General features: G+C 71.5%; 24 protein-coding genes and 1 tRNA gene. 7 read left to right on the top strand and 18 right to left on the bottom strand.

Going from position 1 to position 23,162, the window contains the following annotated elements:
* Nucleotides 1-85 precede the first annotated feature (85 nt).
* The 4 genes from ACQUSR_RS21590 to ACQUSR_RS21575 all read right to left on the bottom strand — a co-directional run bounded on the left by ACQUSR_RS21590 (nt 86) and on the right by ACQUSR_RS21575 (nt 3,787).
* Entirely contained in the window at nt 86-1,138 is a 1,053-nt protein-coding gene (locus ACQUSR_RS21590; RefSeq protein WP_431044235.1) for an ABC transporter substrate-binding protein, read from the bottom strand.
* Between the two features lie 65 nt (nt 1,139-1,203).
* A complete protein-coding gene (locus ACQUSR_RS21585) occupies nt 1,204-1,785 on the bottom strand; it encodes an ABC transporter permease (RefSeq protein ID WP_431047761.1) in 582 nt (193 codons plus the stop codon).
* Between the two features lie 413 nt (nt 1,786-2,198).
* A complete protein-coding gene (locus ACQUSR_RS21580; RefSeq protein ID WP_431044234.1) occupies nt 2,199-2,957 on the bottom strand; it encodes a DNA-binding response regulator in 759 nt (252 codons plus the stop codon).
* 44 nt (nt 2,958-3,001) lie between these two features.
* The gene (locus tag ACQUSR_RS21575) at nt 3,002-3,787 is read right to left on the bottom strand and encodes a helix-turn-helix transcriptional regulator (RefSeq protein ID WP_431044232.1); all 786 of its coding nucleotides are present in this window, start codon (nt 3,785-3,787) and stop codon (nt 3,002-3,004) included.
* 529 nt (nt 3,788-4,316) lie between these two features.
* Between ACQUSR_RS21575 and ACQUSR_RS21570 the strand changes: the two genes are divergently transcribed.
* From ACQUSR_RS21570 to ACQUSR_RS21560, 3 genes are all read left to right on the top strand, one after another.
* On the top strand, nt 4,317-4,823 hold the full coding sequence (locus ACQUSR_RS21570) for a hypothetical protein (protein WP_431044231.1): 507 nt from the start codon (nt 4,317-4,319) through the stop codon (nt 4,821-4,823).
* A 106-nt stretch (nt 4,824-4,929) separates the two neighbouring features.
* Nucleotides 4,930-5,790, top strand: a complete 861-nt coding sequence (locus tag ACQUSR_RS21565) for a DsbA family protein (RefSeq protein WP_431044230.1) — start codon at nt 4,930-4,932, stop codon at nt 5,788-5,790.
* Nucleotides 5,787-6,695 carry a cytochrome c biogenesis CcdA family protein gene (locus tag ACQUSR_RS21560; protein ID WP_431044229.1) on the top strand — a complete coding sequence of 303 codons (909 nt, stop codon included), beginning with the start codon at nt 5,787-5,789 and terminating at the stop codon, nt 6,693-6,695. Before ACQUSR_RS21565 ends, ACQUSR_RS21560 begins: the two co-directional genes overlap by 4 nt.
* Here ACQUSR_RS21560 and ACQUSR_RS21555 read toward each other — a convergent pair.
* Nucleotides 6,668-7,261, bottom strand: a complete 594-nt coding sequence (locus ACQUSR_RS21555) for a lytic polysaccharide monooxygenase auxiliary activity family 9 protein (protein WP_431044228.1) — start codon at nt 7,259-7,261, stop codon at nt 6,668-6,670. The two genes, ACQUSR_RS21560 and ACQUSR_RS21555, sit on opposite strands and share 28 nt — an antisense overlap.
* Before the next feature lie 125 nt (nt 7,262-7,386).
* Entirely contained in the window at nt 7,387-8,133 is a 747-nt protein-coding gene (locus ACQUSR_RS21550; protein ID WP_431044227.1) for a nucleoside/nucleotide kinase family protein, read from the bottom strand.
* Nucleotides 8,134-8,232: 99 nt separating this feature from the next.
* On the opposite strand from ACQUSR_RS21550, the gene ACQUSR_RS21545 reads away from it, so the two are divergent.
* The 3 genes from ACQUSR_RS21545 to ACQUSR_RS21535 all read left to right on the top strand — a co-directional run bounded on the left by ACQUSR_RS21545 (nt 8,233) and on the right by ACQUSR_RS21535 (nt 11,209).
* Nucleotides 8,233-8,306, top strand: a tRNA-Lys gene (locus tag ACQUSR_RS21545).
* A 92-nt stretch (nt 8,307-8,398) separates the two neighbouring features.
* Nucleotides 8,399-9,079, top strand: coding sequence for a FadR/GntR family transcriptional regulator (locus ACQUSR_RS21540; RefSeq protein ID WP_431044226.1), 681 nt, complete (start codon nt 8,399-8,401; stop codon nt 9,077-9,079).
* Nucleotides 9,080-9,259: 180 nt separating this feature from the next.
* Nucleotides 9,260-11,209, top strand: coding sequence for a galactose oxidase-like domain-containing protein (locus tag ACQUSR_RS21535; RefSeq protein WP_431044225.1), 1,950 nt, complete (start codon nt 9,260-9,262; stop codon nt 11,207-11,209).
* A 41-nt stretch (nt 11,210-11,250) separates the two neighbouring features.
* Here ACQUSR_RS21535 and ACQUSR_RS21530 read toward each other — a convergent pair whose 3' ends face one another.
* The 10 genes from ACQUSR_RS21530 to ACQUSR_RS21485 form a co-directional block, all read right to left on the bottom strand.
* Nucleotides 11,251-12,333, bottom strand: coding sequence for a glycoside hydrolase family 6 protein (locus ACQUSR_RS21530; RefSeq protein WP_431044224.1), 1,083 nt, complete (start codon nt 12,331-12,333; stop codon nt 11,251-11,253).
* A gap of 136 nt (nt 12,334-12,469) precedes the next feature.
* Nucleotides 12,470-13,279 (bottom strand): sortase domain-containing protein, encoded by an 810-nt coding sequence (locus tag ACQUSR_RS21525; protein WP_431044223.1) that lies wholly within the window; start codon nt 13,277-13,279, stop codon nt 12,470-12,472.
* 5 nt (nt 13,280-13,284) lie between these two features.
* Nucleotides 13,285-13,548 carry a hypothetical protein gene (locus ACQUSR_RS21520; RefSeq protein ID WP_431044222.1) on the bottom strand — a complete coding sequence of 88 codons (264 nt, stop codon included), beginning with the start codon at nt 13,546-13,548 and terminating at the stop codon, nt 13,285-13,287.
* 89 nt (nt 13,549-13,637) lie between these two features.
* Complete coding sequence (locus ACQUSR_RS21515; protein ID WP_431044221.1) at nt 13,638-14,417, bottom strand: HAD-IIA family hydrolase; 780 nt, start codon at nt 14,415-14,417, stop codon at nt 13,638-13,640.
* 100 nt (nt 14,418-14,517) lie between these two features.
* The gene (locus ACQUSR_RS21510; RefSeq protein ID WP_431047759.1) at nt 14,518-15,579 is read right to left on the bottom strand and encodes a 2-aminoethylphosphonate ABC transporter substrate-binding protein; all 1,062 of its coding nucleotides are present in this window, start codon (nt 15,577-15,579) and stop codon (nt 14,518-14,520) included.
* A gap of 119 nt (nt 15,580-15,698) precedes the next feature.
* Nucleotides 15,699-16,508: an ABC transporter permease gene (locus ACQUSR_RS21505; protein ID WP_431044220.1), complete on the bottom strand. Its 810-nt coding sequence runs from the start codon at nt 16,506-16,508 to the stop codon at nt 15,699-15,701.
* On the bottom strand, nt 16,495-17,424 hold the full coding sequence (locus ACQUSR_RS21500) for a 2-aminoethylphosphonate ABC transporter permease subunit (protein WP_431044218.1): 930 nt from the start codon (nt 17,422-17,424) through the stop codon (nt 16,495-16,497). Before ACQUSR_RS21500 ends, ACQUSR_RS21505 begins: the two co-directional genes overlap by 14 nt.
* Entirely contained in the window at nt 17,417-18,568 is a 1,152-nt protein-coding gene (locus tag ACQUSR_RS21495; RefSeq protein ID WP_431047758.1) for an ABC transporter ATP-binding protein, read from the bottom strand. The genes ACQUSR_RS21500 and ACQUSR_RS21495 overlap by 8 nt, the downstream gene beginning before the upstream one ends.
* A 116-nt stretch (nt 18,569-18,684) precedes the next feature.
* Entirely contained in the window at nt 18,685-19,593 is a 909-nt protein-coding gene (locus ACQUSR_RS21490; RefSeq protein ID WP_431047756.1) for a phosphonatase-like hydrolase, read from the bottom strand.
* Between the two features lie 71 nt (nt 19,594-19,664).
* Nucleotides 19,665-20,789 (bottom strand): TIGR03364 family FAD-dependent oxidoreductase, encoded by a 1,125-nt coding sequence (locus tag ACQUSR_RS21485; RefSeq protein WP_431044217.1) that lies wholly within the window; start codon nt 20,787-20,789, stop codon nt 19,665-19,667.
* Nucleotides 20,790-20,964: 175 nt separating this feature from the next.
* Between ACQUSR_RS21485 and ACQUSR_RS21480 the strand changes: the two genes are divergently transcribed.
* The gene (locus ACQUSR_RS21480; RefSeq protein WP_431044216.1) at nt 20,965-21,834 is read left to right on the top strand and encodes an SDR family NAD(P)-dependent oxidoreductase; all 870 of its coding nucleotides are present in this window, start codon (nt 20,965-20,967) and stop codon (nt 21,832-21,834) included.
* A gap of 37 nt (nt 21,835-21,871) precedes the next feature.
* Here the strand turns inward: ACQUSR_RS21480 and ACQUSR_RS21475 are convergent, their stop codons facing one another.
* Nucleotides 21,872-22,639: a GntR family transcriptional regulator gene (locus ACQUSR_RS21475; RefSeq protein ID WP_431044215.1), complete on the bottom strand. Its 768-nt coding sequence runs from the start codon at nt 22,637-22,639 to the stop codon at nt 21,872-21,874.
* Between the two features lie 237 nt (nt 22,640-22,876).
* The gene (locus ACQUSR_RS21470; protein WP_431044214.1) at nt 22,877-23,155 is read right to left on the bottom strand and encodes a ribosomal protein L7/L12; all 279 of its coding nucleotides are present in this window, start codon (nt 23,153-23,155) and stop codon (nt 22,877-22,879) included.
* Between the last annotated feature and the right edge of the window lie 7 nt (nt 23,156-23,162).

Here is a 23,162-nt window from a genome sequence, read left to right as displayed (position 1 = left end):
ACTGCCGGGGGAGATCGCGCGTCGACGAGGACCGGTGGCCCGCAAGGGCGGGACCCCAGCCGGGGCTTGGGCCAAAGGACGCGGGTCAGGACTTGGGCAGGTAGTCCGCGTCGTAGCCGTCCTCGGGCCGGACCTGCTTGTCCAGCAGCCCCTGTTCGTACATGAAGTCGGCCATCTGCCCCCAGGCCTGCGGGTCGATGTAGCCCAGCTCGCCGTGGTCGTTGCGCATCAGCGGCTCGGTGGCCTTGAGGACGGCGAGCGCGTTCTTCCTGTTGTCCTCCTTCCTGAGGACCGGAACGTACTTCTGGCTCAGCTTCACCGCCTCTTCGGGGTGGTCGATCGTGTACTGCATGCCGCGCAGCGAGGCGTCCACGAATTTCGCGATGTCGTCGCCTCGCTTGTCCAGGGTGCTCTGCTTGGCGCCGAGCGACGGGCCGACGAGGGCTTCACCGCCGTTCTCCGACGAGAGGCCGATGGCGCGGACCGGGGTACCGGTCTCCTCGAACGTCACGGCGTCGTTGTTGACGTATCCCATGACGCCGTCGACGTGTCCGCCCTTCAGCGCGGCCTGCTGGGTGAACTGGATGTACTTCACCTTCGCGTCCTTATCGGAGAGTCCCCCCTCCTTCAGCAGGGCGAGCAGTCCGAAATACGTCTCGCCGAAGGGACCGGGGGTGCCGATCGTACGGCCCTTGAGGTCCTCGGGCTTACGGATGTCGGAGTCCTCCGGCACCAGCAGGGCCACCGGGTACTTGTGGTAGATGGTGGCGATGTCCACGACCGGGACGTTCTGGGAGCGGGCCTGGAGCATCTCGTCTCCACCCGCGTAGACCACGTCTTCCTTGCCCTGCTTCAGCGCGCCGAACAATTGCTCCGCGGGACCGTGGTGGCGGAGGGCCACGTTGATCCCGGCGTCCTCGTAGAAGCCTTTCTCCTTGGCCACGTAGAAGGGCGCGAACTGGATGTTGGGCGTGTACGTCAGGCCCATGGTGATCGTGTCGCCGCCTTTGCCCTCCGTCTTCCCCGGCTCGTCGGCGCACGAGGTCATCGTGGCGACCGCCGTCACCGCGAGCAGAGCCGCTCCTATGGCGTGACGTCTGCGCACCGGTCGCTTGGCCGTGCCCAGTGTGGAAGACACGTGCTTCTCCTTAGGAAGGGTGGAAAGGATGGGAGGGTGCAATGGATGGGACGTTCGGGAATCGGTTATCGCTGAACGCACCGCTCGACCAGGCGGATCGCGCCGTAGAGGCCGACGGCGAGCAGGGAGAGCATCAGCAGCGTGCTGAACATGCCGACGGTGTCGGAGGAGTCGCGCTGCACGGTCAGCAGCATGCCCAGGCCCTCGCCGCCCATGACGAACTCCCCGACCACCGCGCCGGTGATGGACAGGGTGAGACCGTTGCGGACACCGGCGAGAATGCTCGGCAGGGCGAGCGGGAACTCGATGTACCGCAGCATTCCCCACCAGCCCACGCCGTCCACCCGCGCGGCGCCCAGCACCTCCGGGTCCAGGGAGCGCAGCCCCAGCACGGTGTTGACGAGAATGGGGAAGAAGACCAACAGCGCGCACAGCACCGCGATCGGCGTCAGACCGTATCCGAACCAGAGGGCGAGCATCGGTGCGAGGGCCACCGCCGGGACCGCCTGCGAAGCCGCCAGATAAGGCTGGAGCGCGGCGGCCGCGATATCGCTGCGGGCTATGAGATAGCCGAGCGGAAGCGCCACCGCTATGCCGAGGGCACCGCCGACCGCCGATTCCCAGAGTGTTTCTCCGGTGTAGTCCAGCAGCGCGCCGTGGACGAGGTCGTCGACGAAATAGTCCGCCAGACTCCATGGCGTGGGCAGGAAGTACGTGGACACCGCACCGGTGCGGGTGGCCAGATCCCATGCGAGGAGCAGGACGGCGCCCAGGACGAGCGGGGGCAGCACGGCACGGGACAGGGTCGCGGCGCGCGGCGCCACCCGCCGGCCCGTCGCCTTCCGGACGTCGGCCCGGGTTCTCCGGCCGTGTGCCGGCGTTCTCCCGGCGTTTCCCCGCACCGCTGTCGCGCCTCTCACCGTCATAGCTCAAATCCCCTTGCATTACGGGCTGTTGCCGGATTGCGGCACGCCTGACTGCAACCTATCGCCCGTGCGCGCCGGTCCACAATGCGGGCGATGCGAACGGAAATGAGCGGGAGCCGAGACATTCGGGTGAATCAGCCGCGGCCGGGCAGAATGCCGAGTTCGGTGGCGCGCACCCCGGCCTGGAAGCGGGAGTTGGCCCCGAGCATTTCCAGGATGCCCGTCACGTAGCGGCGATAGGTGCGTACGGAGACGGCCAGTTCGCGAGCGGCGGCCTCGTCGGTGACCCCGTCCCGCAGCCGCTCCAGCACGCGCCGCACCATGTCGGCGCGGGCCCGGCTGCCGAAGTCGAACGGCCCGGTGGCGGGCACGGCGCCGCCCCAGACGCTGGTGAACAGCGAGAACAGGGCACGCACCACGGCCGGATCGGCCACCACGGCGGTCCGGCGACCACTGGCGGCCGAGTCCGTGCACACCAGGGCGCAGCGCCTGTCGGCGATCACCAGGGTGGGCAACGGCACCCTGGCATGGCGCACCTCGCCGCGCCCGCCCCAGTCGGGCGGCGTCTGCGTGCACAGCACCCGCACCGCGATCGCGGGGTCGAGCCCGGCCACGACCTGGGCGAGGAGGGTGTGCACCGCCGCCACCCGGCCGGTCGCGGCGGGCAGGACGACCTCGACCGTCCGCCGGGCCTGCTCGGCCACCTGCTCGGCGGCGGCCCGGATCGCGGCCTCCTCCACCCCCACCCCGGTGACCAGCGACGCGCGGCTCCGGCGGGCGCGGTGCTCCGCGACGGTGGACTCGATCAGGGCACGGACCTCCCGCAGAGTCCGGTCGATGGTGTCGGCCGCGGGGGCCGGCCCGCCCCCGCCCGGCAGCGTGCGTTCCTTCATTCCCCCCGCCTTCGTGGCGTCGGTGTCGGCATCGGGCGGCTCGGTCAGTGCCGGCCCGGCAGTAGTCCCAGCTCCACCGCTCGCACCCCGGCCTGGAACCGGGAATGCGCCCCCAGTTCCCGCATGAGCTCGGCGACGTAGCGGCGGTAGGTGCGCAGCGACACCCGCATCTCGCGGGCCGCGACCTCGTCGGTGTGGCCGGTGCGCAGACACTCCACGACGCGTCGCGCGGTCTCCGCGGACAGCCGTCCGCCGAGCTGCGGATACTCCTCCAGAGCCACGGCGTTCCCCCACGCCCCGGCGAAGAGCAGCTCCATGGCCTGGACGGTCGCCGCGTCCTCGACGAGGGACGCGTGGCGGTCGGCCCGCTGGGCGCCCAGCCGCACGTACGCCGTGCGGCCGTCGATCAGCAGCGCTTCCTGGAGGTCGCTGTCGGCCACCCGGATCTCGCACGCCGGGGCGCCGCTCGCCAGCGCGCGGGCACGGGTGGCGGGCGCCGCGCCGGGTACGCACAGCAGCTTGACGGCGACCCGGTCGCCGCCGGTCCCCGTGTGCCGGCCGGTCCTCGTGTGCCGGCCGAGCGCCGAGAAGAGGGCGTCCTCCTGCTCACCGCCGACGAGGACGGCGCTGACGCTCTGTGTGGCGCCGCGCACCAGGCGGTCGACGGCATCCGAGGGCACGGCGCCCACCAGGGCGGACTGGGCGAGTTCGCGGCGGTGGCGGCTGACGGTGGACTCGATCAGATCCCTCGCCGCCAGCAGGGCACGCTCCACGTAGTCCGAGGCCGCGGCGGCTCCGGGCTCCGCCGGGAGCGCTCCCAAGCCCGCCACGGCACTCCCCTGAGCGGGCTCGGACGTCATCGGCAGAGCAACCATGGCTTCCCCTGGGTGGCGCGGCGAACAATTGTCAATTACCGAGGTTTGCTGTGAAACCCCAGCTGGGGCCATTCCCGCACGCGCCTTATGGCTCCCCGCCCGAGGAATTCCTTGGCCCCAAAGGGAGACGATCTCCGAGCTAAAACCATGTCGACAGTAATTCGCACACGGCAACGAAGTCAACGCGGGGCGTGAGGTAACGACTTGGCAAAGTGGGATGCTTCGCACCACCGCGATGTCCGCGCGCGACGAGCGCGCGCTCCCCTTGGCAGCAAGTTACCCCCGGACGACCCCGGGCGGCCCTCCACGTGCACACACCGCAGCCGGAGCACGACGAACGGCGACGCGCGACACGAACAGGTGTCCACTTGCTGCCACTGTTGACGCGCGTAGCCTGGCCACGTCGCCCAGGGCGCTTCCGCATAGCATGGACCGCCTACGTTCGCCGGACAGACAGCCCAAAGTCACCTAAAGGGAGGGATGCATGACGCCGTCACGCGGCTCGATGACGCACCCCTCCCGGATGGTGACGCTGTTTCTCGCGCTCGTCGCCGGGTTCGTCGCGGGGCTCGCCACCCATCCGGCCGGCGCCGCCACGGGCGATCGGGACGCGGTCTTCGCGACCGCACACATCGCCGACCCCTTCGGGACGGCCGCCGGCACGGCGGCCGCACCTACCGCCGGGACGCCCGGAGCGGGCCCGGCCGACCGGGGGACGGGCCCGGCCGACGGCACCACCGCCCCGGCCGGAGCCGACGCCGAGGTGACCGCCCAGTCGCGGCGGCCCGCCCAGTGCGACGACGTCCCCCATCCCGCCCGCGACGGGACGCAGGCCGCGGTGACCGGAACCCCGCACGCCGACCCGCTGCCGCATCCGGCCGCCACCCGCGTCGCCGTACCCGCGGGTCGTACAGCGCACCCCGCGCCGCCCCGCGCGCCGCCGCTCCCGCCGACGGGCTGCGCCGAACTCCTCCCGGTCCTCAGAATCTAGGCCCGCCCCCACCGGCCCCCGCGCCACGCGCCCCGGCGTCCCCGACGCCCGCGTGCCCGGCGCCCGTGCGGCCGGTGTCTCGCATGCCCGGATCCCGTATGACCACATGGAGCACACCACCATGCCCGCACGCGGCACCACCACCCGGCGGCTCGCGGCGATCGGCGCCGCCATCGCCCTCGTCGTCGCCATCTTCTCCGCCGTCCTCGCCATCAACGACAGCGGCGGGGACGACCATGGGAAGAAGGCCGACGGCGCCTCCGCGCCCGCCACCGACTCCGCGCAGCAGCGCGCCTACGACGACCTGGCGCGGTCCACCGAGCGGCGCGAGCCGGGCGACCCGCTCGCCATCGGCCGTGAGGACGCGCCGGTCGTCCTCATCGAGTACGCCGACTACCAGTGCTCGTTCTGCGGCCGCTTCTCCCGCGAGACCAAGCCGGAGCTGATCGAGAAGTACGTGGAGAGCGGGGTGCTGCGCATCGAGTTCCGCAACTTCACGATCTTCGGCGAGGACTCCGAGCGCGCCGCGCGCGCCTCGTGGGCCGCCGGGCGGCAGGGCAGGTTCTGGCAGTTCCATGACGAGCTGTACGCCAAGCCCCGCAAGGGCGACGCGCTCTCGGAGGAGAAGCTGACCGAGCTGGCGCGCCGCAGCGGCGTCGCCGACCTCGACCGGTTCCACGAGGACATGACGGGCGGGGCCGCGAAGGCGGCGCTGAAGAAGGACCAGGAGCAGGGGTACCGGCTGGGCGTGCAGAGCACCCCGTCCTTCCTGGTCAACGGACGGCCGCTGGCGGGGGCGCAGCCGACCGAGGTCTTCTCGTCGGTCATCGACGAGGCCGCCGCGGTGGCCAAGGCCCAGGGCAAGGGGAGCGGAACGGGCGGCCCCGGCGCCTCCGGCAAGCCGAAGGACGACGGCAAGGCAGCGGACGGCAAGGGCAAGGCGGACGACGGCAAGGCGGCGCAGTGACCGACATCGGCTACCTCGCGGCCTTCCTCGGCGGCGCGCTGGCCTTGCTCAGCCCGTGCAGCGCGCTGCTTCTGCCCGCCTTCTTCGCCTACTCGCTCTCCTCACCGGGCCGGCTGCTGGCCCGTACCTCGGTGTTCTACCTGGGGCTCGCCACCACGCTGGTACCGCTCGGCGTGGCCAGCACCGCCGCCAGCCGGCTCTTCTACGGACACCGGGACACCCTGGTCACGGTCGGCGGCTGGACGGTGATCGCCCTGGGGGTGGCGCAGATCCTGGGCCTCGGCTTCGCCTCGCGGCGCGCGCAGGCGGCGGCGGGCCGGATCACCCCCCGCTCGGCGGCGTCGGCGGCGGCGACCTTCCTGCTGGGGTGCGTGTACGGGCTGGCGGGCTTCTGCGCCGGGCCGATCCTGGGCTCGGTGCTGATGGTGACGGCGGTCAGCGGCAGCCCGGTGTACGGGGCGTCGATGCTGGCCGTCTACGCCCTGGGCATGGCGCTGCCGCTGTTCCTGCTGGCGCTGCTGTGGGACCGCTTCGACCTGGGGCGGCGGCGCTGGCTGCGCGGCCGGGAGTTCCGCGTGGGGCGGCTGCGGCTGCACACCACCTCGCTGCTGTCCGGTCTGTTCTTCATCGGGATCGGCGCCCTGTTCCTGCTGTACAACGGCATGTCCGCGCTGTCCGGGGTGCTCGACGCCGACCAGGAGTTCCGGCTGGAGCGGTGGGCCCGGCGGGTCGGGGACTCGGTGCCCGACCCTGTCCTGCTCGCCGTGGTCGCGCTGGCGGTGGCGGTGGTGCTGGGCCGGATCGCGCTGCGCGCGCCGAAGGAGGACCCGAAGCCCCGAGGCCGGGCCGTCCCCGGGGCCGGGTTGGACGGGCAGGATCAGAACCGCACGTCCGAGCAGGCGTAGAACGCGTTGGCCGTGTCGGCGATCGTCCAGACGGCGACGATCACATGGTGGCCGGACTTGCCGCTCGGCAGCCGGCCGGAGTGGGAGATCGTGCTCGGCGGCCGCTGTCCGTTGTAGGGGACGGTCAGGAACGGGGTGAGCTCCAGATTGGCCCGGGTGATCTTCTGGCTGGGGCTGTATCCGTTCTTGGTGATGTAGTAGCGGAAGTCGGTGGTCGCGTGTGCTGCCGTGAACCGCCAGGTGAAGGTCTGCTCCTGGCCCGCCGAAACCTGGGTGGCGGGCCAGGAACCACCGCGCGGATCGTCGAGCTGGGCGAACTGGCCGTTGCCGCCCGAGCAGATCTGACCGTCGGCGGGTCCGCCGCTCGGGAATCCCTTGGGGCCCTCGACGCTCTGCGGCTCCCATTGGATGGGGCCGCAGTTTTTCACCGTGCCGTTGGCACACAGCTTCTGGCGGCTGATGGGTGAGTCGGTGTAGCCGTGACTGGAGGCGCTGCCGGCCGTCGCGAGGACGGTGGCAGCGGCGAGGCCGACGCCGATGACGGCCGCGCTGATCTTCCTGCGCATGCTTCGCTCCTGGGGGGGACGTGGGGGACCACGCGGCGACGGTGCCGATATGCGGCTGCCGCCGCGTGGCGCATGGTGAAGCGAGCCGCCAACGCTGGCATGTGCGGTCTAGACCAAGATGGAGACTAGACCTGGCTTTTGGTCATGTCCAGACCAATCGCATCCGGGTCCAGAACCATCGCGCCGAGGACGCGATCGCACCGGTCCCGGCTCCGCTTCACCAGTTCTCCGTTGGGTTCGTCGTTGTCCTCGAGCCACGCGCGCGCCTGCCCGTCGCTGCGGCCGCCCGCGCGCTGCCGCTCCAGCAGCCGGGTGTGCCGCACCTCGTCCGGCGCTTCCAGGTACCACAGCCCGCCCATCAGGCGGCGCGCGTCACGCCACCCCGGCTCGTCGCACGCGAGGTAGTTTCCCTCGGTGATCACCAGCCGGGCGCCGGGGGCCACCCGGTGCCGCGCGGCGACCGGCTCGTGCAGCGTCCGGTCGTAGTCCGGTACGTAGATCTCCCGCCCCGGTTCCCCGACCACCCTGCGCAGCAGCGCGGCGTACCCCCAGACGTCGAAGCTGGGCGGCGAGCCCTTGCGTGTGGTCAGCCCGAGCCGCTCCAGCTGGGCGTTGGACAGGTGGAACCCGTCGAGCGGCAGGTAGGCGGCCGAGTCCGGCCCGTAACGCCGCCCGAGCTCGGCGACCAGCGCCCGGGCGAGGGTGGACTTCCCCGCGCCGGGCGGCCCGGCGATCCCCAGCACGGAGCGGCCCGCGTCGCCACCCAGCACCCACGCCTCCTCCGCCACCTCTCCCAGCGCCGATGCCTTCGCCGCCGCTCCCGGCACCCGCGCCTCCTCCGCCGCCTCGCCGATCTCCACGCGCTCCGCCACCGCCGACTCCCTCCTCCGCTCCGGACGGCCGGTTCTACCAGCCCGTCCGGGTGGTGCGGAGCATCCTTTCCCGTCGGGTAGGATTTCCTACGTCAGCGAGCGCCGCTAGCTCAGTTGGTTAGAGCAGCTGACTCTTAATCAGCGGGTCCGGGGTTCGAGTCCCTGGCGGCGCACGTCACACCGAGGGCCCCCTCGCCTAGGCGAGGGGGCCCTCGGTCGTACCGACCGCTGGTCACATGGGGAGGTCGCGGTGCACAGTCGCGGAATGGCGCGCGACATCCAGGAGCGGATCAAGAAGCTGATCGTCGACCAGCGGCTGCCCTCCGGCTCCCCCCTGCCGACCGAGACGGAGCTGATGGAGCTGCTCGGCGTCAGCCGCAACTCCGTACGCGAGGCGCTCAAGGCACTCCAGGCGATGGGCATCGTGGAAATCCGCCACGGGTTCGGCACCTATGTCGGCCCCATGTCGATGGCCCCGATGATCGAGGGGCTGATCTTCCGCACGGTCGCGGGCCACTACCGCGGCGAGGACAGCCTGCTACAGCTGCTGGAGCTGCGCGAGGCGGTGGAGACCGGGCTGGTCGCCCGGCTGGCGGGGCGGATACCGGAGGAGGACCTCGCCGGACTCGACGCCCTGGTGGCGCGGATGGAGGAGGAGGCCGCGGCAGGCGCCGTCGGCGCCGACACCGACCGCGCGTTCCACGCCGCGCTCTACCGCCATCTGGACAACCTGCTGCTCAGCGAGGTGCTGGAGGCGTTCTGGGACGCCTTCCACCGGGTCCGCACGGATCTGGTCGACGTCCACCAGGACCCCAGGGTCACCTGCGCGCAGCACCGCGAGATCCTGGCCGCGGTGCGCTCGGGGGACGCCGTTCGGGCCGAGCAGGCGGTCCGCGACCACTTCGGGAACATCCGGGCGCGGCTGCGCTCGGCGCACCAGGCCTGATCCGGCCGGGGGCGGGCGCACCGGGCCCGATCCAGTCGGTGGCCGGTACGCTCCTCATCTATTCGGGCGGTCTTCAACTATTCAGGCGATCTTCGGCGGGTCGCTCGCCTCCTTGTGCTCCTTGGGACACAGTCGTCCAGCGATATCCATGTGACGACCGTCCTTGGGGAGACGTGCGCAGTGAAGTACCGACCGAGTCGCCGCACTCGCCGTTACGCCATCGGCACAGCCGCCGTGATCGTGCTGGCAGGTTTCAATGGCCCGGCCCTGTACCGCTTCGGTACGGAGAAATATCACGAGCACAAGATCAACCAGCCGGAGTACAAGACTGAGAACGGCCACTGGAAGGTGGTGGGCGTTCCCGAGGAGTACCGGATCAACACGATCCACGCCGCGCTCCTGCACACCGGCAAGGTCCTGCTCATCGCCGGCTCCGGGAACGACGCCAAGAACTTCGCGGCCAAGTCGTTCCGGTCGGTGCTGTGGGATCCGAAGCGGAACACCTTCAAGAACATTCCGACCCCGAGCGATATGTTCTGCACCGGGCACACCCAGCTGGCGGACGGAAAACTGCTGGTGGCCGGCGGTACCCAGCGCTACGAGAAGCTCGAGGGGGACGTGGACAAGGCCGGCGGTCTGATGATCGTCCACAACGAGAACCCGGACAAGCCGAAGACGTTCCCGGCCGGTACCCGCTTCACGGGACGGGCGAACGGCAAGTCGTTCGAGTCCAAGGACCCGGTCCTGGTGCCGCGGGCCGAGAAGACCACGAACAAGAAGACCGGAAAGGTCACGGTGACACCCGGCACCACCCGGGTCTACGTCGAGGCGCTGCACAAGGGCGAGGACTACCAGACCGGCACCCAGGACAATTACCGGATCGCCGGCCTCAAGGGCGCGGACGAGCGGAATTACTACGGGATCGCGCAGAAGCTGTCGTTCGACAAGAAGGACTTCCAGGGCATCAAGGACTCCTACGAATTCGATCCGGTCGCCGAGCGCTATATCAGGGTCGATCCCATGCACGAGGCCCGCTGGTACCCGACGCTCACCACCCTCCCCGACGGCAAGGTGCTCTCGGTCTCCGGGCTCGACGAGATCGGCCAGGTGGTGCCGGGCAAGAACGAGATCTACGACCCGGAGAAGAAGAAATGGCGCTATCTGCGCCAGCAGCGCTTCTTCCCGACCTATCCCGCGCTGTTCCTCCACGACCGGGGCACGATCTTCTACACCGGCTCCAACGCGGGCTACGGCCCGGACGACCAGGGCCGCACCCCCGGCATCTGGGACCTGAAGCGCAACACCTTCGACGTCGTGCCGGGCATCAGCGACCCGGGCGTGCTGGAGACCTCGATGTCCGTCCTGCTGCCCCCGGCCCAGAAGCGGCGGTACATGGTGCTCGGCGGCGGCGGGGTCGGCGAGAGCTCCAAGTCCACCGCGAAGACCCGGCTCGTCGACCTGCGGGCGAAGAAGCCGCGCTTCAGGGACGGCCCGGACCTCTACGCCAAGGCCCGCTATCCCAGCAGCGTGATCCTGCCCGACGACACGGTGCTGACCACCAACGGATCCGGCGACTACCGCGGCCGCAGCGCGAGCAACATCCTCAAGGCCGAGATCTACGACCCGCGGACGAACGCGTCGCGCGGCGTCGCCGCCCCGCTGGTCGGCCGGAACTACCACTCCGGGGCGCTGCTGCTGCCGGACGGCCGGGTGATGACCTTCGGCTCCGACTCGCTGTTCAGCGACAAGGCCAACACCCAGCCGGGCGAGTTCGAACAGAAAATCGACGTCTACAGCCCGCCCTATCTCTTCCGGGACGCACGCCCGGTGCTCGTCGACCCCGGGCCCAAGACCGTGGAGCTGGGCGGCAAGGTGACGTACGCGAGCCCCGACACCGCCACGATCAGACAGGCCCGGCTGATCCGGCCCGGCTCCTTCACCCATGTCACGAACATCGAGCAGCGGTCCATCGAGCTGGATATGACCAAGGCCGACGGCCGGGTGACGGTACGGATCCCGAAGGACTCCTCGCTGGTGCCGCCCGGCTGGTACATGCTCACCGTGGCGGACGAGACGGGCACGCCTTCCGAGGCGGTCTGGGTGAAGGTGCCGGTGAGCCCGGCCGCCTGACGGCGGCGCGGGTCGTCACTCGTCGGCGTCCTTGCGGGTCGTCACTCGCTGGCGTCCTTACGGGCCTTCTCGGCGGCGCGGGCCTTGGCGTTGTCCCGGGCCTCGGTGTTACGGGCCAGGTCCAAGGCGTAGTCAGCCCACCACCTGCCCGCCGGAGGGCCGCCCTTGCAGGTTCCGTCCGACTCTCCCGGGCGCTTGACCCACAGATAGGCGTCGATGAGCTTGTCACCCGTCTTCGTGGTCGGCCGCTCCCCCAGCGCCCGGCCCGCCGGGTTGCACCACACCTCCGGATCCTTCTCGCCGGGCGCCGGCCCGTTGCCGTTGCGGCTGGTGTCGATCACGAACGGCTTGCCGCCGACCAGGGCGGACAGATCCCGCCCATACGCGGTGTTCGCCTCGGTCGTCTCATAGTTGGAGATGTTCAGGGCGAAGCCGTCCGCCTGGGCGACACCCGCCCGCTTCAGCGGCTCGGCCATCTTGGCCGGGTCGGTGATCCAGGCCGGGTTGCCCGCGTCGAGGTAGACCTTGACGTGCGGCAGCGCCTTGAGCCTCTTCACCGCGGTGGTCAGCAGGTAGAACCGCTCCTCGTGGAACTTCTGCGGCGTGCAGCCGTCCACCACGTGCGGCAGCGCGTCCGGCTCCAGCATGATCGTGGCGGCACGGTCGCCGATGCCCTTGATCGCCCGGTCGAGCCAGGCCAGGTAGGCGTTGCCGTCGCCCGCCCCGCCCTGGGAGTACTTCTGGCAGTCGCGGTGCGGGATGTTGTACAGCACCAGCAGCGCCTCGCGGTCGGCGGCCGCGGCGCCCGCGGTGATGCCGCGGATCTCGCCCTCGGGGTTGTCGGGCCCGATCCACTCCGCCACGGGGTGGTCGGCGATCGTCGAGATCAGCTTGGCGTCGTCGGTGTGCCCGCTCTTGCGGTACGCGGCGACCTGCTTCGCCGCGTTGCCGTCGGGGTTCACCCAGTACGGGACCAGCGACTTCGGCCGCTGCTGCGGTGGCTCCGCCTTGCGGGCATCCCCATCGGAGGATCCGGAGCATCCCGACAGCGCGAGCAGAGCCCCTGCCGCCGCCACCGCACACACCCCTGCGCGCACGCGCTGGACGGCGCAACTACCGTACATACACTCACCTTTCGCACAAATAGGATGAGATGGAACGAATGCATCCTTACACACCGTGCGGGCGAACGCGGCGCGGACTGAGCCGTACGGGGGCCGGACGGGGGATCGGGCTCCGGCGGCCCTGGTGGTTCTCCGGCTACCTCCCCCCGCCACGGTCGGCGGTGCCGCCCGACGCAGCCGCCGAAGCACCCACGGAGGCAGGCGCGGCGGCATCCTGGTGCACGCCCGTCAGATAGGCCGAGACCACGACGTCGAGGGTGCACGTCCCGCGGGTGCGGTCGAACCGGCCGCCGCAGGTGAGGAGCCTGAGCTCCGCGCGGCCCGCCTTCCGCGGCCCGTAGACCCGCTCGGCCTCGAAGCGCGCGGCACCGACGACCTCGACCTGCTCGACGGTGAACTCCGCCGCCGAGCCGTCCGCGCGGCCCACCCGCACCTTCTGACCGGGCTTCACCTCACCGAGCCGGTGGAAGACGGCCGGCAGCCGGCCGAGGACAGCCGGGCGGGACGGCGGCTGGGCCTGCCCCACCAGCACGGCCACGCCGACCGCCCCCGGCTGCGGCCCGGCCCGGTACCAGCCGACTTCCCCGGGCCGGTGCGAACCGGCCGCCCCCGGCCGGTACCAGCCGACCTCCCCGGGGCGGCCGTAAGACGGCGGACCGGCGGCGCCCGCCGCGTCGGGACCGCGCCCGACCACCGGGGCCCGAATCCCCACCGACTCGATGACCACCTGCTGCGGGCGGGCCGCGGGCAGCGGACCGTGGGCGGCGGGCAGCCCCGGCGCGGGCGGCCGCCCCGCCGCCGCCACATCCCCCGTCGTCGTCCCCGAACCGCCGGTCGCGCCCCGGCCCCACAGCCACAGGCCCAGCAGGAGCACCACCCAGGCCACCCCGGTGAGCAGCCGGGCGCCACCAGCCCGTACGCAGTCGCGGTCGCGGTCGCCGGTCATCGCCGTCAGTCCGACGATGACCGCTGCGACCGGGACGCGCGGGCCGCGCGGGCGGCCCTGCGCCGGAGCACCGCGAGAGCGCCGACCCCCAGCGCGGTGCCGCCCGCCAGCACCAGTCCGTACGCCTCCGCGGGGCCGAAGGCGTCCGCCCGCTCGTGGGCCGAGGCGGTGCCGCCGCCACCGGCCGCCGCGGGCGAGGCGTGCGTGGTCACGGCGCAGGCCGCGACCACGGCGGCCGCGACACAGAGCGCGATGCGAACGAAACGCATAGTGAACCTCCGATACCAGAAGGCTCACTCCGAAAGCCACTGTCCGCATCCTCTGCGGGCGGCGGCTGCGCCACGCGGGTGAGAGGGGGTCAGACCAGCTCGACCAGATCCGCGATGGAGTCGACCACCCGGGACGGGCGGAACGGGTGGCGTTCGACCTCGTCGGGCCTGGTCAGCCCGGTCAGCACCAGGAACGTCTTCATCCCCGCCTCGAGCCCGGCCAGCACGTCGGTGTCCATCCGGTCGCCGATCATCGCGCTGGACTCGGAGTGGGCGCCGATCGCGTTGAGCCCGGCGCGCATCATCAGCGGGTTCGGCTTGCCGACGAAGTACGGATCGCGCCCGGTGGCCCTGGTGATCAGCGCGGCGACCGACCCGGTGGCGGGCAGCACGCCCTCCGGGGACGGACCGGTCTCGTCGGGGTTGGTGGCGATGAACCGCGCCCCGTTGTTGATCAGGCGAATGGCCTTCGTCAGCGCCTCGAAGGAGTACGTACGGGTCTCACCGAGCACCACGTAGTCCGGCTCGGCATCGGTGAGGATGTAGCCGATGTCGTGCAGCGCCGTGGTGAGCCCCGCCTCCCCGATGACGTAGGCGGTGCCGCCGGGCCGCTGGTCGTCCAGGAACTGCGCGGTGGCGAGCGCGGACGTCCAGATGTTCTCGACGGGCACGTCGAGGCCCATACGGGCGAGCCGGGCGTGCAGGTCGCGCGGCGTGTAGATCGAGTTGTTCGTGAGCACGAGGAAGGGCCTGCCGCACTCGCGCAGCCTCTTGATGAAGGCGTCGGCGCCGGGCACCGGCACGCCCTCGTGGATCAGCACACCATCCATGTCCGTGAGCCATGACTCGATCGGCTTGCGCTCTGCCATCTGCCGCACTCCTGCCGCGTGACGCCTGTGCTGGGGACATCGGGGGCACCGCACGGTGCCGGTCCGATGCCCCACCCTAATCACGCGGCACGGCGGGCTGTCAGCTGCCGGTCGCGGACTTCCACGCGTCGATGTACTCGTCGAGGTTCTCGTCGATGTCCTTCCAGTCCGGGCGGAAGATCTCGACGCCCTTCATGATCTCGGCGAGTGCGGTGGCGTTCTCGTCCGTCGCCCGGATGTCGGTACGGGCCGTGAAGCCGCCGCCGACGGCGCTGACCTGGCGCTGTGCATCGGCGCTGAGCATGAAGTCCAGCAGCTTCTTGGCGTTGGCGGTGTGCGGGGCTCCTCTGACCAGTCCGGCGGCGTACGGGAGGGAGAAGGTGGTCGGCCGACCGGTCTCACCCCGGGCGGGGAACCAGATGCCCAGGTTCGGCATGGACTTGGACTGGGCGAAGTTCATCTGGAGATCCCCGTTGGCGACCAGGATCTCGCCCTTGTCCGTCTTCGGCGCGAGCTTGCTGGTGGAGGAGGACGGGCCGACGTTGTTGGACTGGAGCTTCTTCAGGTACTCCATGGCGGGCTTCTCGCCGCCGAAGTCGTGGATCGCCTTGATGACGACGGCGGTGCCGTCACCGGCCACTCCCGGGGTGCTGTACTGGATCTTGTTCTTGAACTTCCCGTCCAGCAGCTCCTCCCAGGTGCGAGGGGCCTCCTTCAGCTCCTTCTTGTTGTAGACGAAGCCGAAGAAGTTCTTGACCACGGCTGTCCACTTGCCGTTCTCGTCCCTGTCGGCGGCGGCGACGTGGTCGACACCCGCGGGCTCGTAGGGCTGGAGCAGCCCCTTGCCGTCGGCCTGCTGGATGAACGGCGGCAGCGTCACCAGCACATCGGCCTGGGTGTTGGACTTCTCGCGGAGGGCGCGCTGCACCATCTCGCCGGAGCCGCCCTCCACGTAGTTCACCTTGATGCCGGTCTTCTTCTCGAAGTCCTCGAAGATCCGGTCGTACCAGCCGTCGCCCTGCTCGCCCTTGAGGCCGTCGGCGCTGTAGACGGTGACGGCGTTCTCGTCGTCGGCGGCGGAGTCGCCGGAGCAGCCGGTGAGGGGCGCGGCGAGGAGGAGTGCGCCGCAGGCGGCGGCGAGCGGCTTGAGGTGGGTGCGCATAACGTCGTACGTCTCCTTGGCGATACGGGCCCGGCGGCATGGGCTCGGCGGCATGGGGCTCAGTGGCATGGGGCTCAGCGATACGGAGGCTTGTCGATAGGGGTTGTCGATATACGGACTTATCGGTACGAGGCCTTGGTGCGGATACGGGAGACGGCGAGCAGGACCAGCAGGGTCGTCGCCATCAGCACGACCGCGACGGCGGATCCGGTGAAGAGGGAGCCGCGGTCGGTGGCCGCGAAGATCTGGACGGGCAGCGGCACCCAGTCCGGCGGGTAGAGCATCATCGTGGCGCTCAACTCGCCCATGGACAGGGCGAAGCACAGTCCGGCGGCGGCGCTCAGCGAGGGCAGCAGCAGCGGCAGCCTGACCCGCCACAGCACGTAACCGGGCCGGGCGCCCAGGCTCGCCGCCGCCTGCTCGTAGGCCGGGTCGAGCCGGGTGACGGCGGCCGACACGGACTGGTAGGCGAAGGCGGTCACCAGCACGGCGTGCGCGAGGATCACGATCCAGCGGGTGCCGTTGAGCAGCATCGGCGGCTTGCTGAAGGCCACGAGTACGGCCAGTCCCACGACGACCGAGGGCACGGCCACCGGCAGCATGAACAGCGTGTCCAGGATCCGGCGGCACCGGCGACCGCCGCGCCCGCGCAGAGCCGCGGCGGACAGTGCCGCCCAGGTGCCGCCCGCGAGCGCCAGGACGCTGGCGGTGAGGGCGGTGACCAGACTCGTGGTGAGCGCCTGGAGGGAGTCGCCGCGCAGCGCGGCGTCGTAATGCCGGGTGGTCGCGCCGGAGGGGAACGCGCCACTCCAGTTGGTCGCGAAGGACGCGGCGACGACGACCAGCAGCGGCATCGCGAAGAGCGGGAGGAAGAGCAGGAAGAACACGGCCCAGGCGGCCCAGCGGCCCTTGCGGCTATGCACCAACACGGCGGCTCACCATCCTGTACAGGCCGTAGAGACCGACGGAGATCGCGATGTTGACGACGGCGACGACGCAGGCCGCGGGGTAGTCGGACTCCAGGATCGCCTCGCTGTAGACGAGCATCGGCAGCGTGGTGACGCCTTTGGCGCCGGTGAACAGCACGATGCCGAACTCGTTGAGGCACATCACGAGCACGAGGCCGCCGCCCGCCGCGAGCGCGGGCAGCGCCTCCGGCAGGATCACCTGGCGGACGACCCGCCCCGGGCGCGCCCCGAGCGACGCGGCCGCCTCCAACTGCGCGGTGTCGAGCTGCGAGAACGCGGCGAGCAGCGGGCGCATCACGAACGGTGTGAAGTAGGTGATCTCGGCGAGCAGGACGCCCCAGGGGGTGGTCAGGAACCGGAAGGGCCCTTCGGCGGCGCCGGTGACGTCCGTCCAGACCCCGTTCGCCATGCCGACCGTGCCGTAGATGAACAGCAGCGCGAGGGTGATCAGGAAGGACGGGAAGGAGAGGAAGACGTCGATGAACCTGGCGACGGCCTTGCCGCCGGGGAAGGGCACGAAGGCGATGATCAGCGCCAGCACGAAGCCGAGGACCAGGCATCCGGCGGTCGCGCCGACCGCGATCCACACCGTCGTCACCAGCGCCTCGCGGAACGCCTCGGAGGCGAAGACCTCGGTGTAGGGCGCGAGGGACGTGCCGCCGCCGTCGGGCTGGACGGACTGCCGGACGACGAGGGCGAGGGGGTAGAGGAAGACGAGGGCGAGGAGGGCGACGGGGGGCAGGGCCCAGAGGTAGGCCGGTATCCGTTCAGGCGCCGATACGGTGCGGGGGGCGCGTGCGCGGGACGAGTCACTCGTCGGCTCGGTCGTCGACTCACTCGTCGGCTCGGTCATCGGCTCACTAGTCGGCTCAGTCATCGGGGGCACCGCCTCGGTGCGCGGCGGCGGCGCGGGGGCCGCCCGCCGGGAGCAGGTGCGCGTCGGCAGCGCCGGGGCCGCCCGCCGGGAGCAGGTGCGCGTCGTCGGGGGCGAAGTGGAGCGCCACCTTCTCGCCGAGGGCGGGCGGGGTGCGCAGCTCCCGGACCTCCGCGGTGACCTCCTGGCCGTCGATCTCGGCCGTCACCCGGTGCGAGGAGCCGCGCCACTGCAGTCCGGTCACCACACCCCGCAGGGTGTTGCGCCCGGTGCCGCCCTCGCCGAGGGAGACCAGGTGGGGACGGACGCACAGGGTCGCCGGGGAACCGGTCGCCGTCCCCGGGCCGCCGGCGCGGACGTGGAGGACGCTTCCGGCCAGCTCCACGGCGACGGTGCCGCCGTCTCCACCCGGGCCGCCCGTCGGCAGCACCCGCAGCAGATTCGCGCTGCCGACGAAGGAGGCGGTGAACTCGGTGCGCGGGGCGCGGTACAGCTCCTGCGGGGTGCCGACGTCCTGGAGGCGGGCCTTGTCCATCACGGCGATCCGGTCGGCAAGGGTGAGCGCCTCGACCTGGTCGTGGGTGACGTACAGGACGGATACGTCGGGCAGTTCGCGGTGGAGTCGGGCCAGCTCGGTGAGCATGCCGGAGCGCAGCTGCGCGTCGAGCGCCGACAGCGGCTCGTCGAGCAGCAGGACGCGGGGCCTGATGGCCAGCGCGCGGGCGATGGCGACCCGCTGCTGCTGACCGCCCGACAGCTCGCGCGGGTAGCGCTTGGCGTAGGCGGCCATGCCGGTCATCTCCAGCGCCTCGGCGACCCGGCCGGGGATCTCGCGCCGGGGCGCCTTCCGCGCCTTGAGCCCGAACGCGACGTTCTGCTCGACGCGCAGGTGGGGGAAGAGCGCGTAACTCTGGACGACCATGCCGATGCCGCGCCGGTACGGGGGCAGGTCGGTGACGTCCTCACCCCCGATCAGCACCCGCCCGGCGGCAGGCCGTACGAACCCGGCCACCGCGCGCAGGGCGGTGGTCTTGCCGGAACCGGAGGGCCCGAGCAGGGCCATGACCTCGCCGGGTTCGACGGTGAGGTCGAGGGCGTCCAGGACGACGGTGCCGTCGTAGGCGACGGAGACCTGATCGAAGCGGATGCCGCTGGCCCGCGTCTTGGCCGGGCCGGAACCCCCACCGCGGCGGAACGGCGCACCGGCCGAGAGGAGCACGCGGGCAGTCTCGCGATCGGGCTCGCGGGCAGTCTCGTGGGCGGTCACGGCCGGGCCTCCGGCGTCCCCGCCCTGTCCACCGGCACCGTCGACGACGCGGGCCCGTCCACCGTCGCGCGCTCCCAGCGGGCGATCGCGTCGGGCAACGCCGCCACCGACGGCAGCACATGGGTGGCGCCCGCCGCGCGCAGCGCGGGCTCGTCGTGGGCGCCGGTCAGTACGCCCGCGACGAGTCCGGCCCCGGCGCGGCGGCCCGACAGCATGTCGTAGGAGGTGTCGCCCGCGACGGCGATCCCGCGCACGTCGTCGGCCGCCTTCGTGCGCAGCAGCGCGGCCAGCACCATGTCCGGGTACGGGCGGCCGCGGCCGCCCGCGTCGGCCGGGCACAGGGTCAGGTCGACCAGGCCCCGGTCCCAGCCGAGGGCGGCGAGGATCGCGTCCTGGGTGGTGCGGGCGAAGCCCGTGGTCAGGGCGACGGTACGGCCGTCGGCCCGGAGCCGTTCGATGGCCTCGCGGGCGCCGGGCACCGGGGCGCAGTGCCCCGCGCCCACCAGCTCCGCGTACGCCTGCTCGAACGCGGCGTTGGCGCGCCGCGCCCGCTCCTCGTCACCGAACAGGTGCCGGAAGACGGAGATCTTGGACTCCCCCATGGTGGCGCGGACATACTCCAGCTGGGCGGCGTGCTCCGGGGTGCCGGGCACCACTCCGAGCCGCTCGGCGGCGGCACCGAAGGCCCGCTCCACCAGGCCGTCGTCGGCGACGGTCGTGCCCGCCATGTCGAGCACCACGAGCCCGATGGCACCGGTCGGCGTGGCCGCCTGCGCGTACGTCGGCGTGGTCGCCGGTGTGGCCGCCTGCGCGCTCGGCGAGGCGTTCGTCGGCACGTCCGACGCCCCGTTCGTCGGCACGCCCGGCGACGCGTTCGTCGTCGTACCCGGCGACGCGTTCGTCATCGCGCCCGGCGCCCCGTTCCTCATCGCCCCCGGCGACACGTTCGTCGTCGCGTCCGTCTCAGTCATCTCCCTCACCAGCCCAGTTCGTCAGCGGTGGTCTCGGCGATCGCCGGAGCGCACGTCATGCCGCGCCCGCCCGGCCCGGTGACCAGCCAGACGCCGTCGCGTACCCGCTGCCGGTGCACGACGTTCGCCGTGTCGACGCACTGCGCGTACACCCCGGCCCATCGGCGGCGGGTCCTCGGCATCGGCCGGCCGAGGACGGCCTCGACGACCTCGGCGAGGTGGTCGTAGGGGTCCTCGACGACGTCGAAGCCGAAGGGCTGGTCGTACTCGTGCGTGTCGCCGATGGTCAGCCCGCCGTCCCGGCGCTGGACCATCAGCAGCTGCATCCGGTGCGCGGCGGCGGTGGGGGCCTGCGGCTGCCCGGCGTCGAGCGCGTCCAGGGCGCCGCCCGCGTACGCCGGGTAGTAGCGGAAGCTGTCCGCGTCGGCGACGGAGGTGGTGAGCGGCTCGCCGAGCGGCTCGGTCTGCATCATCTGCAACCGGACCCGGCGCACCGGCAGTTCGGGGACGAGTTCCCTGACGAGCCCGCCGAGCCAGGCACCCGTGCACAGGATGACGGCGTCGCCTGTGTGGACGTCTCCGTGGTCGTCGCGGACGGCGTGCTCGCCGAAGACCTCGCGCACCTCGCGGCCGCCGAGGAAGGTGTAGCGGCCGGATGCCAGCAGCGCCCGCTTCAGCGCGAGTTGGGCGGTACGCGGCTCGACGGCGGCATCGCGTTCGCACCACAGGGCCGCGGTGAACTCGCCGCGCAGGGCAGGATTGAGCGCGCGCGCCTCGGCCGCGGTCAGCAGCGCGTAACCGCGGACGGCGGCGGCGTCGGTGCGGGCGGCGGCGGCCTCGGCGACGGCCAGTTCGCGCTCGGTCCGTACGACGGTCAGCGAGCCGTTCGGCCGGAAGCCCACCTCCGGCACCCGTGCCCCGATCTCCTCCCACAGCTCGCGGGCGCGCAGCGCGGCGGCGAGCTCCGGGCCGTCCGCGCGCCCGCTGACCCAGACCAGGCCGAAGTTGCGCAGGCTCGCCCCGCGGGCCTCTGCCTCGCGCTCGATGTGGACGACCTCGTGGCCGCGTTCAATGGCGTGCCAGGCGTGCATGGATCCCAGGACGCCGGCTCCGACGACTATCACTCTCACGGCGGCAACGCTCCTTGCGTTCGGTGGACCGCACGGGGCCGCGCGGCAACGCCATCGTGAACAGCCGAGCAAGTTCGGACTAGACCCGTTATTCATTCGTGACAAAGAGAGAACCCTCTGGCGCGAACGGCGAAGATCGGTTAGCGTCTAAGACGAGACGCAACGGTTCGTCGCGTTGAGCGGCGGCGCGGAGACGAAGGAGTGGTTTTCCCTGTCGAACACCAGGAGCAATGCCAAGAGTTGGTTCATCACCGGCGCCTCCCGTGGCCTGGGACGCGCCTTCACCGAGGCCGCCCTGTCCGCCGGAGAGCGCGTCGTGGCAGCCGCCCGCAACGTCGAGCCGCTCGCCGAGCTGGCCGAGAAGTACCCGGACCAGCTCATCCGGCTCGCCCTGGACGTCTCCGACCGCCGCGCCGTGTTCGAGGCGGTGGACCGGGCGGTGGCGGCCGTCGGCCGACTCGACGTCGTGGTCAACAACGCCGGTGGCCTGCTGTACGGCATGGTGGAAGAGGCCACCGAGGAGCAGATCCGCGAACACCTCGACGTCAACTTCTTCGGCGCGGTGTGGGTCGCCCAGGCCGTGGTCCCGCACCTGCGCGCGCAGGGCTCGGGCCACATCCTCCAGGTCACGTCGATGGGCACCAGCGGAGGCATGGCCTCCGTCGGGTTCTACGGGGCGGGCAAGGCGGCCCTCGACTCGGTCAGCGAGGCGCTGGCGATGGAGGTCGAGCAGTTCGGGATCAAGGTCACCATCCTGCAGATGGGCGGCTACTCGACGGGGCTGTTCACCGCGGGCACCACGGCGACCGAGCCCGACCCGGCCTACGAGGCGCTGCGTGCCCAGTTGGCGGAGATGTGGGGCGACGACGCCGGCCCGGACCCGGCCACGGCGGCACCCGCGATCATGAAACTGGCCGAACTGCCGGACCCGCCGCGCCGCCTGATCGTCGGTGGCAATTCGTTCGACCTCGTCCAGGAGATGGGCCGGGCCCGTGCCGAGCAGTACCGGGCCTGGGAATCCCTCAGCCGCATGGCACCGGGCTGACGGGGGCCGCAGGGCGCCATCTCACGTCGTCACGTCGTCACGTCGCGGCCCGGCTCAGATGCGCCGAGAAGCTGAACCGGTCGCCGCGATAGAGCGAGCGCACCCGCTCCAGCGGACGCCCCTCGGTGTCCCGCGAGGCCCGGTGGATGAGCAGCATCGGCAGCGCGGGCGGGGTCCCGATGAGCAGCGCCTCGCGCGGCGTCGCCAGCACGGTCTCCAGCCGCTCGTCCGCGTCGCCGAAGAACAGGCCGAGCTTGTCGCCGAGGTAGGCGTAGAAGGACGAGTCGGGGTCGAACTCGGTGTCCAGGTGGGGCACCCGCGCCACGCGTACGTACGTGCTCTCCAGCCCCACCCGCTCGTCGTCGGCGAGCAGCACCCGCTCCATGTGCCAGACCGGCTCCCCGGTCTCGGCCCCGATCTCGGCGGCGATGGCGGGCGGGCACGGGAAGCGGTCGAGTCCGATGAGGCTACGGCCGGGCCGCCGCCCCTGCCGCCGTACGCCCTCGGTGTAGCTGGCCAGTGAGAGCGGCTGCTCCAGCTTGGGCCCCGCGACCACCGTCCCCCGGCCGTGCCGCCGCAGCCGCCCCTCCAGCAGCAACTCGCGCAGCGCCTGCCGCAGCGTCTCCCGCGACACCTCGTACCGCAGCGCGAGGTCCCGCTCGGGGGGCAGCGGCTCGCCCTCGCCCAGCTCGTCGAGGAGCGCGGCGATCTCGGCCTTGACCGCGTAGTACTTGGGGATACGGCCGTGCTCGGGGATCCCGGCCCGCACCGGCGCGCCGGGCCTCTGGTCGTTCGGATAGTCCACGGGGCGATCCTCGCACCCGTCGAGGACGACCGCTGCGGGCTCACCCGCCGAGAAGCTCCCCGCGCTTGATCGCGGCGACGAAGGACGACCAGGCGTCCGCGTCGAACAACCCGACAGGAATGCGCGCCATGGCAGAACAGAAAGCGCCTTGCCGGCACGATGTGTCGCGGGGCGCGAAACGATGCGAGAAATACGGAAAGCGGATCTACCTTTAGGGCGGGGCTCGGCCCCGTCCCCCTACGCCATCCGGTCGACCGCGTCCTTGGCCTCTTTCAGGCCGGCGCCCGTGACCTCGCGGTAGGCCTTGATGGCCTGGATCTTCCGCCCATTCCGCGCGAGCTCGGCGACCCGCTCCAGCTCCGGGTCGTGCTCGCGAAGGCCCAGGTGGTCGAGGATCAGGTCGATTTTGCGCTCAACCCGGGCGATTCTGCGTCCGTTGTGCTTGATCATGCCATCGACACCCGCGATGCCCCCAATCACGACAAGAGCAACGAAGAACAAACCCATTATTTCCATAGTCCGC

It is taken from the genome of Streptomyces sp. P1-3 (assembly GCF_050613155.1).
Taxonomy (GTDB): Bacteria; Actinomycetota; Actinomycetes; order Streptomycetales; family Streptomycetaceae; genus Streptomyces.
Note: the sequence above shows the minus strand (reverse complement) of the source record. Positions and strands in the feature narration are given on the sequence as shown.